The organism is Arcicella sp. GW458-12-2-14-TSB2, assembly GCF_059423785.1.
This window is the reverse complement of sequence record NZ_JBWKYN010000215.1, coordinates 1-8,993: the sequence shown is the minus strand read 5'-3', so window position 1 is coordinate 8,993 and position 8,993 is coordinate 1. Positions and strand designations below refer to the sequence as shown.

At 31.7% G+C, this 8,993-nt stretch carries 7 protein-coding genes; all 7 read left to right on the top strand.

Going from position 1 to position 8,993, the window contains the following annotated elements; all coding sequences use genetic code 11:
- The first annotated feature begins 238 nt into the window (after positions 1–238).
- The 7 genes from AC07XN_RS21610 (at position 239) to AC07XN_RS21580 (ending at position 8,817) form a co-directional block, all read left to right on the top strand.
- On the top strand, positions 239–1,390 hold the full coding sequence (locus AC07XN_RS21610; protein WP_494744560.1) for a glycosyltransferase family 4 protein: 1,152 nt from the start codon (positions 239–241) through the stop codon (positions 1,388–1,390).
- Between the two features lie 30 nt (positions 1,391–1,420).
- Positions 1,421–2,527 (top strand): glycosyltransferase, encoded by a 1,107-nt coding sequence (locus AC07XN_RS21605; protein ID WP_494744559.1) that lies wholly within the window; start codon positions 1,421–1,423, stop codon positions 2,525–2,527.
- Positions 2,528–2,585: 58 nt separating this feature from the next.
- Entirely contained in the window at positions 2,586–3,659 is a 1,074-nt protein-coding gene (locus tag AC07XN_RS21600) for a glycosyltransferase family 4 protein (RefSeq protein ID WP_494744558.1), read from the top strand.
- A gap of 78 nt (positions 3,660–3,737) precedes the next feature.
- Positions 3,738–4,481, top strand: coding sequence for a WecB/TagA/CpsF family glycosyltransferase (locus AC07XN_RS21595; protein ID WP_494744557.1), 744 nt, complete (start codon positions 3,738–3,740; stop codon positions 4,479–4,481).
- A 28-nt stretch (positions 4,482–4,509) separates the two neighbouring features.
- Positions 4,510–5,451: a GDP-L-fucose synthase gene (fcl, locus tag AC07XN_RS21590; RefSeq protein WP_309924408.1), complete on the top strand. Its 942-nt coding sequence runs from the start codon at positions 4,510–4,512 to the stop codon at positions 5,449–5,451.
- 120 nt (positions 5,452–5,571) lie between these two features.
- A complete protein-coding gene (gmd, locus tag AC07XN_RS21585) occupies positions 5,572–6,636 on the top strand; it encodes a GDP-mannose 4,6-dehydratase (protein WP_309924410.1) in 1,065 nt (354 codons plus the stop codon).
- 786 nt (positions 6,637–7,422) lie between these two features.
- Complete coding sequence (locus AC07XN_RS21580) at positions 7,423–8,817, top strand: undecaprenyl-phosphate glucose phosphotransferase (RefSeq protein WP_494744556.1); 1,395 nt, start codon at positions 7,423–7,425, stop codon at positions 8,815–8,817.
- Positions 8,818–8,993: the final 176 nt, after the last annotated feature.

Here is an 8,993-nt window from a genome sequence, read left to right as displayed (position 1 = left end):
AATTTATATAGGTAATATAAATACATAATACTGATTTTATAAATAATAAAATAGCTGAGTTATAGTATAAATAACAAAGTTAGATTTTATATAAGGTTCTAAGAGATTCTTGTAATCAAGAAATATTTTAAGTATTTGTCTTTTTTAGATGAAATTTATTAGCCTAATTAAATGCCTGAGATATTAGGTTGATAGCCTGATGAATAGTAGCTTTTATATATAATATATTATAACTTTTATGAAGAAAAAAATTATCTATTACACACAGGTTTACTATTTAGATTCAGCCTTAGAATATATTCAAGTAGCCAGTAAAGATTTTGATTTTCATGTATATATTGAAATAACGCCTCATGCGCTGAAAGCGAATATATTTAATATTGATGCTGATTTGACAGAATATCCTCTTGTTATTCCTGTAGAATCAGTTGTAAAGAAATGGAATATAGAATATATTTCAACATACTTGAAAAATTGTAAATCATGTCAATTTCTCAATTTTAGTTCTCCTAAAAGTTTAGATGTAGACTCAGTGTTGCGAGCCACCAAATCAATAGCAGGCTTATATAAATTACATGCAGATTTTGTTCATTTGGATGATTTTTCAATGAGACAAATAGGGATGCTTCCTTTTTTCCTATTGAAAAAGAATAGTTTAATATTGGATGTCCATGACCCTAAACCACATACTGGTGAAAAAGATATTAAAAAAGTTATTTTTTCTAAGATACTCTATAAACTGACTTCAAAGTACTTGTGTTTGTCAGAATACAGTACCAATATTTTGAAAGGAATATTAGTAGGAAAGAAAGTTTATACAATCAAGTTTTTGCCTTGTAGCGTTTATCAAAATTTTATCAAAAAAGATTCGGAAATCAAAAAAGAATACATCACATTTATCGGTAGAATTTCACCATATAAGGGTATCAACTTGTTTATTGATGCTATCAAAAATATTAAGGATGATTCACTGAAATTTATGATAGCAGGCAAGCAAATAGTTGGATTTGATTTGTCAAAGGAAATACCTGATAATATGCCTAATCTGGTGGTAAGAGAAAAGCATTTAAGTAATGAAGAGTTTGTTGATATTGTTCAACGTTCCGTATTAGTAGTTTGTCCTTATTTAGATGCCACACAAAGTGGCGTAGTAATGACAGCCCATGCTTTAGGATGCCCAGTAGTAGTAACTCCTGTAGGTGCATTGCCAGAATACGTTGATGAAGGGAAAAATGGTATTGTCTCAGATGATATGAGCCCTGAAAAACTATTAGAAAGTATCAATAAAGGGTTGAAAGATTTTAATCATTTAAATCAATCACTTGACGATACTTTGTGGACAAATTATGCAGCGTCTAATTTAAAAGTAATGCATACGCTCTATAGTTGAGAATCATTTTAAGATATTAATTAAATTCAGATGAAGAAAAAAATACTTTTTTTAGCGCCAGGGCTTGTAGTTGGTGGGGCAGAGAAGTTTTTGGTATCGTTAATGAATCGCTTGGATAAAGAACAATTTGATATTGTTTTGGCTGTTTTGAGCGATAATAATCCGTTACTTAATCAAGTAGAAAGTGGTATTCCTGTTAAGGTATATTCGCGTAAATCAAAATTTGATGTTTCACCTATCTTTGAACTTAGAAGCTTATTAAAAGAAATAAAACCTGATATCGTATTTTGCTTAGGTTTATTCCCTTTTTTCTTCCTTCAATTAGCTAGCTTTTTGATAGGTTCAACTTTTAGAAAATTGATTTCTTACCATTCTACTGTATATCATACCAAGAAAGATGATAGATTGGCCAGAATGTATTTTAAAATGATTGATAAGTATACTCATGTTATTCCTGTTTCAGAAAATCAACGTGAGTACACAATAGATAGATTTGGAGTGCCGAGTAAAATATTTACAACCATCCATAATGGGGTAGATGTTGATTTTTGGACTAACTGTCCTTCTCAAACAATAAGAGAAGAAACAAGATTAAAATATGACATACCTTTAGATGCAAAAGTTGTTGTACAAACTGCTGCTTTCAGACCCGAAAAAAATCATGTAGCGGCTTTAAAAGCATTACATGTCATTAATACCAAAGAGAATGCAGAGAAACTTTACCTTTTGTTAGTAGGCGATGGGCAATGTAGAAAACTTATTGAGGATACCATAGATGAGTTGAAACTTCAACCTTATGTTAGACTTGCAGGAATTCAAAGAGATGTTCGTCCTTTTTATTGGTGTGCCGACTTCTTTTCATTAACATCTTACAGTATCGAGACGTTCTCAATAGCTGCCTTAGAAGCAATGTCGACAGGTTTACCTTGTGCATTAACAGATATCGGAGGTGCCAATGAAATGATTGTATCTGGGAAAAATGGGCTATTGTGTTCGCCAGATTATGAAAGTATTGCAAAGGTTTGGGAGCAAATGATGAATACATCCTACAATCCTATCGATATAAGAAGCTATATTCAATCAAGATTTAGCGAAAAAGGTATGGTAGATGCCTATACGCGGTTCTTTAAAAGCTAATAAAAATAACTTTATCTATTATCTCAAATTTATCATTTTATAAATTAGTAAATTCACTATGAGTGTTATCATTACAGCTCCAAGCTTAGATCCCAATTTAAATGTTAGTGGCGTTTCTTCTGTCGCTAAATTTATTATTGATAACAACAAGGCCTACAAATACTTTCATTTAGAACTTGGTAAACGCGATAATGAAACAAGAGGCTTAGGGTGGGGCTTACGTATTCTAAAAGCTTTAGTTACACTTTTTATACAACTACTTACGGGTAAAGCAAACATTGTTCATTTTAATTATGCCCTAAGCAAACCCTCGATTATTCGTGATACTCCTTTTATTTTTGTTACTAGATTATTTAACGTTAAACTGATAATACATTTACATGGAGGTGAATTTTTAATGAAAGAAAATCCTCCACAATGGATTAAACGTTATTTAGAATACGTGTTAAATGGAAACGAGAGTAAGATTGTGCTGAGTGAATTAGAAAAACAGGTTGTTGAAGCAAAGTTTAAGGCTAAAAATGTATTTGTTCTGCCCAATTGTGTAGATTTAGGGGAAGCTCAAAGTTTTCAAAAAATCATCAATAATAACAGTCCTTTAAGGGTATTGTTTATGGGAAGAATAACCATAAGTAAAGGAATAGAGCAAATTGTAGATGCCTTTAAACTACTAAAGAATGAAGGGATTGCTGTTGAATTTAGTTGTGCAGGAAAAGGACCTGAGGCTGATATATTTATTGGTGAAATGACTAAGATTTTAGGGGATAAATTTATTTATAATGGTGTAGTGAAAGGTGCGGGCAAGATAGACCTCCTAAAAAAATGCGATGTGTTTATCCTTCCTTCTTTGTTTGGCGAAGGCCTACCAATGGCATTATTAGAAGCAATGTCTTTTGGACTAGTTCCTATTGTGACAGATGATGGTTCAATGAAGTTTACAGTTGATGATAAAAAATCAGGCTTTGTGGTAGCTAAAGAATCTCCGGAAGAAATTATGCAGGCTATAAAGAGTTTAGCAAATGACCGTAGCCAGCTCGGGAATATGTCTCAAGAAGCGCAAAAAAATATTTTTACTAATTATAACCCTGAAGTATATATTCAAAAACTAGATCGGTTATATGAGGGAAAATGATGAATTTTTAACTAATAACTATTCTATGAAATAGTGCTCATCAACCCTAATAAAACCTAAGTAAATCGGAAAAGAGTTATGGCTCAACAAAAACTTATTAGCATTAATATATCCTTAGGTAGCTATCAGCAGATTGTTGCTGATATCATCTCTTTGGCTAAAAAAAGATACTCTTCTTACGTATGTGTAGCCAATGTTCACATGTGTATTGAAGCATATAATTCTAAGGAGTTTGCAAATATCGTTAATTCAGCAGACATTGTTACTGCGGACGGTAAGCCTTTGTGTGTAGGCTTAAAATTGATTAATGGAATAGACCAGGAGAGAGTAGCAGGAATGGATTTAACTCCATCTCTTTTGAAAGAAGCAGAATTGAATAATATTAAAGTATTTTTGTATGGTTCAACAGATGAAGTGCTTGATAAAATACAAAAAGTAGCCAAAGAAAAATATCCTAATTTAGCAATTGTTGGAGCGATTTCCCCACCATTCAGAGTATTGTCAGAGGCAGAAATAACAAATGATATTAATACCATCAATGATAGTGGCGCAGGACTTATTTTGGTAGCTCTTGGTTGTCCTAAGCAAGAAAGGTGGATGTATAGCATGAAAGGTAAAATACAAGGTGTCATGGTAGGAGTAGGAGGAGCATTCCCTGTGTTTGCAGGCATACAACCAAGAGCGCCTAAATGGATGCAAGACTATAGCCTTGAATGGTTACATCGTTTATCACAAGACCCGAAAAGACTTTTTAAAAGGTATTTTGTGACTAACTCCCTTTTTATCTCTCTCCTTATTAAGGAAAAATTACGTACTATATAATTTTAAACAACATATTGGTATTCAATAAATGGAAAAACACTCCAAAATATATATAGCAGGTCATCGAGGAATGGTGGGTTCTGCTATTCTAAGAAAATTACAAAATGAAGGTTATGAAAATTTTGTATTGAAAACGTCTAAAGAGTTAGACCTGAGAGACCAACAAAAAGTAGCAGAATTTTTTGAAGTAGAAAAACCTGATTATGTTTTTTTAGCGGCTGCTAAAGTAGGAGGTATAGTTGCCAATAATACTTATCGTGCAGATTTCTTGTATGAAAACTTAGCGATTCAAAATAATATCATTCATAGTGCCTTTGTTAACAAAGTAACGAAGCTAATGTTCTTAGGATCTTCATGTATTTATCCTAAACTAGCCCCTCAGCCGCTTAAAGAAGAATACCTACTTACTGGCCTTTTGGAACAAACCAATGAGCCTTATGCCATTGCTAAAATTGCTGGTATTAAAATGTGCGAAGCTTATCGTGCTCAATACGGATGTGATTTTATTTCAGTAATGCCTACTAATTTGTATGGTCCGAATGATAACTATGATTTACAAAACTCTCACGTGTTGCCTGCCATGATTCGTAAGTTTTATGAAGCAAAGGAAAACGGTGTTGAGCAAGTAATTTTATGGGGTTCTGGGTCTCCTATGAGAGAGTTTTTATATGCTGATGATTTAGCAGCAGCCTGTGTATATTTAATGGAGAATTATTCTGAGCCAGAGTTAATCAATGTGGGTACAGGAATAGATGTTACTATTAAAGAGTTGGCTAATACCGTAAAAGACATCGTAGGCTTTGAAGGTGAAATCGTTTGGGATAGCTCTAAACCAGATGGTACACCAAGAAAATTGATGGATGTATCTAAATTGAATGGTAAAGGCTGGAGACATACCATAGAATTGAAAGAGGGAATCGGTTTAGCCTATCAGGATTTCTTGGAAAACCATGCAAAACTAAGATTATAGATTGTATAAATTATGGTTGTTGATAAGATGCAACAACACTCAACATATATCTTAAAAATACTTTAAATTTTATTTATTACTAACACTGATAAATTTATCAGTAGCATTAACACAACGATTATGAAAAAAGCCCTTATTACTGGTATAACTGGACAAGATGGAGCCTATTTGGCAGAACTACTATTATCAAAAGGATATGAAGTACACGGTATCAAACGTCGTAGTTCATTGATCAATACTGCACGTATCGATCATTTGTATGAAGATTTACACGAAGATGGTGTTAAATTCATCATGCACTATGGAGATTTGTCAGATTCAACGAACATTATCAGAATTATTCAAGAAGTACAGCCAGACGAAATATACAATTTAGGTGCAATGTCGCACGTAAAAGTTAGTTTTGATGAACCAGAATACACTGCTCAGGTAGATGGCATCGGTACATTAAGAATTCTTGAAGCCGTTCGTTTACTTGGATTAGTAGAAAAAACTAAAATTTATCAAGCTTCTACTTCAGAGCTTTATGGTTTAGTTCAAGAAGTACCTCAATCAGAAACTACTCCTTTCTATCCACGTTCTCCTTACGCTGTTGCTAAGATGTATGGTTTTTGGATTACAGTAAACTATCGTGAAGCCTACAATATGTTTGCGGTGAATGGTATCTTATTTAACCACGAATCTCCGTTAAGAGGGGAAACATTCGTTACTAGAAAAATTACTAGAGCGGTTTCTCAAATAGCATTAGGACAACAAGATAAATTGTATCTTGGAAACTTGGATGCTCAACGTGACTGGGGACATGCGAAAGATTATGTAGAAGCAATGTGGTTAATCTTACAACAAGATGTTCCTGAAGATTATGTAATTGCTACTGGTATCACAACAAGAGTTAGAGAGTTTGTTAGAATGGCATTTGCTGAATTAGGTATCGAAGTAGAGTTCTCTGGAGAAGGAGTAGACGAAATCGGTACAATTGTTTCTTGTTCAAACCCATTGTATCAAGTTGAAATAGGAAAAGTAGTTGTAAATGTTGATGCTCGTTATTTCAGACCAACTGAAGTTGAATTACTAATTGGGGATCCAACTAAATCAAAAACTAAATTAGGATGGGAGCCTAAATATGATTTACCAGCTTTAGTAAAAGATATGATGCAGTCGGATATTAAGTTATTTACAAAATAATTAGGCAGAATTTAAGACTTCTTTGTCTATATGAAGTCTTAAATTTTACTGTATTAATAGTGGAATCGCTAAAGTAATTGATAATACTATAGATACAAGATTGTTATCAATGCAGATTCCATGTAAAAATTTCTGCTGAAAAAATAATGCTCTAAGCACAGAGCAAAATTAATTAGCGTATAGAAAAACAATTGCGCTTAAGTAAGGAAGAAATGAGCAATTATTAAGTAAAGTAGCTTCTGAGCTACTTACTTAGTAATGAATAAAAGTAAATACTTTGAATAGTTAGATTCCTTGTTAGAGGAATAAATGTAGGGTGAGCTTATATTTTAACAAATATAACTAACGTACTTAGGCAAAAGTTAGTTTTTCTTTATAGAGAATAAATATAAAAAAGCCACCAATCATATAAGAATGATTGATGGCTTTTTTTCTAAGGACTTTTATCAATCTTTAAAAATTAATAAAATAAGTCAGTGCTGCCAAAAGGATAATTAATGTGATTCTTCCCCATATTTGAAGTGTGTATTTTGATTCATTGCTCATAATGTAAGGAGGTTAAGATGTGTAAAAGAATAAATGAAATGTTAATCATACCCAAAATTACAATTTTTGAGTTAAATTTATCCTAAAAGATTCATCTATTTATTAAACGGTATATGAAAGGGTATTGGTTTATAAATATTCTAATATTTAATTGTTTTAAAAGTGGTATTTTAATGGTGATTTTATTATTACAAGCTAACGTTCATAATTCACTAACATCCCCCAAAAATATAAACTATTATGCCTCAAAGTATAAGTAAAGTAAACTATTTCAGGTTGTTGTCTGATATTATCTCTATTATATGTGTTTTTGTGTTTTCTTCATTCATCACAAAACCTGAATTGGAAAAAAGTGATAGTATTCTATTATTATTACTTGTAGTAGGTTGGTATTTTTCTACTAAAATTTCAAATACCTATGATGATTTTAGGACTGAAAGATATATAGGAGAGCTACTATTAATTTTTCAGAACGTATTAATACAGTCAGTAATAGCAGGGCAAGTTTTGTTTATACTGAATCGTCATGAATATACTAGAAGATTTATCTTTGCCTATATTGTGATTTTGTTGATTGTATTAATTATCAAGAATTATATTATTAAAAAAATCCTATTTTATTATCGGCAAAAAGGAGGGAATATCAAAAATGTTGTATTTGTTGGCTATAATGAAATTACTGCCAATTTAATTACGCAAATTCAAGAGAATCCTCATTACGGTTTTAGAGTAATTGGTATTATTGCCAAAGAAGAAGAAGTAAATGATATTGGTGGAAATACTTATTTAGGAGACCTAAGGAAATTCTTGTCAATGAATGAAGATTATAAAATTGACGAAATCATTATTACTACTGATGAAATTAGTAATACTTTAATGCAAGAAGTTTTTATGGTATCAGAAAGAAGAGCCATCAGGACTAAAATTGTACCAAGCTATATTACATATTATCCAAGTAGATTACAATTCAAATTTTTTGGTAATTATCCATTGATTACGTTTAGGAGTGAGCCACTACAAGAATATCATTGGAGATTAGTAAAAAGAGTGTTTGATATTATATTCTCGTTACTCGTATTCCTTTTTATTTTTTCTTGGCTGTTCCCAATTATTGCCATCCTAATAAAACTTGACTCTAAGGGGCCAGTATTTTTTAGACAATATAGATGGGGAAAGAATAATAAAAAATTCAAGTGCTTCAAGTTTAGGTCAATGAAACCAGAGAGTAAAGATGTAACTGAGAATGGTGCATTTAACCAAGCTAAGATGAACGACCCAAGAATTACGAAATTAGGTCAGTTTTTAAGGTCATCAAGTTTGGATGAATTACCTCAATTTATCAACGTATTATTAGGTGATATGTCAATTGTAGGCCCTAGGCCACATGCCCATGAACATAATATACGTACGAAGGATGAAGTAGATAGTTATTTAGTTAGACACTGGATTAAACCTGGTATAACAGGTTGGGCACAAGTAAATGGTTTCAGAGGAGAGACAAAGACTATTGAGCAAATGGAACAAAGAGTAAAATATGATATTTGGTATATTGAAAATTGGACATTGGGATTAGACTTTAAAATTATCTTTATGACAGTCTATAATGTGATTAAAGGCGAAGATATGGCTTATTAATATCACTCCCTATAGCGTATTATTTATTAAGGCATAGTAATTATTGATAATTACTATGCCTTTTATTTTTATAAAATATTATTGTAATATTTCAATTTATTGTATTGTTTATTTTGTGAATAGGTAGTTCTAACGTAAATTTAATATCGAAGAAATACATTTGCTTAATTAGTTAA

What these genes read in the sequence shown, in the direction of transcription:
- AC07XN_RS21610 (WP_494744560.1), top strand. Translation starts at nt 239, where the DNA reads ATGAAGAAAAAAATTATCTATTACACACAGGTTTACTATTTAGATTCA.
- AC07XN_RS21605 (WP_494744559.1), top strand. Translation starts at nt 1,421, where the DNA reads ATGAAGAAAAAAATACTTTTTTTAGCGCCAGGGCTTGTAGTTGGTGGG.
- AC07XN_RS21600 (WP_494744558.1), top strand. Translation starts at nt 2,586, where the DNA reads ATGAGTGTTATCATTACAGCTCCAAGCTTAGATCCCAATTTAAATGTT.
- AC07XN_RS21595 (WP_494744557.1), top strand. Translation starts at nt 3,738, where the DNA reads ATGGCTCAACAAAAACTTATTAGCATTAATATATCCTTAGGTAGCTAT.
- fcl (WP_309924408.1), top strand. Translation starts at nt 4,510, where the DNA reads ATGGAAAAACACTCCAAAATATATATAGCAGGTCATCGAGGAATGGTG.
- gmd (WP_309924410.1), top strand. Translation starts at nt 5,572, where the DNA reads ATGAAAAAAGCCCTTATTACTGGTATAACTGGACAAGATGGAGCCTAT.
- AC07XN_RS21580 (WP_494744556.1), top strand. Translation starts at nt 7,423, where the DNA reads ATGCCTCAAAGTATAAGTAAAGTAAACTATTTCAGGTTGTTGTCTGAT.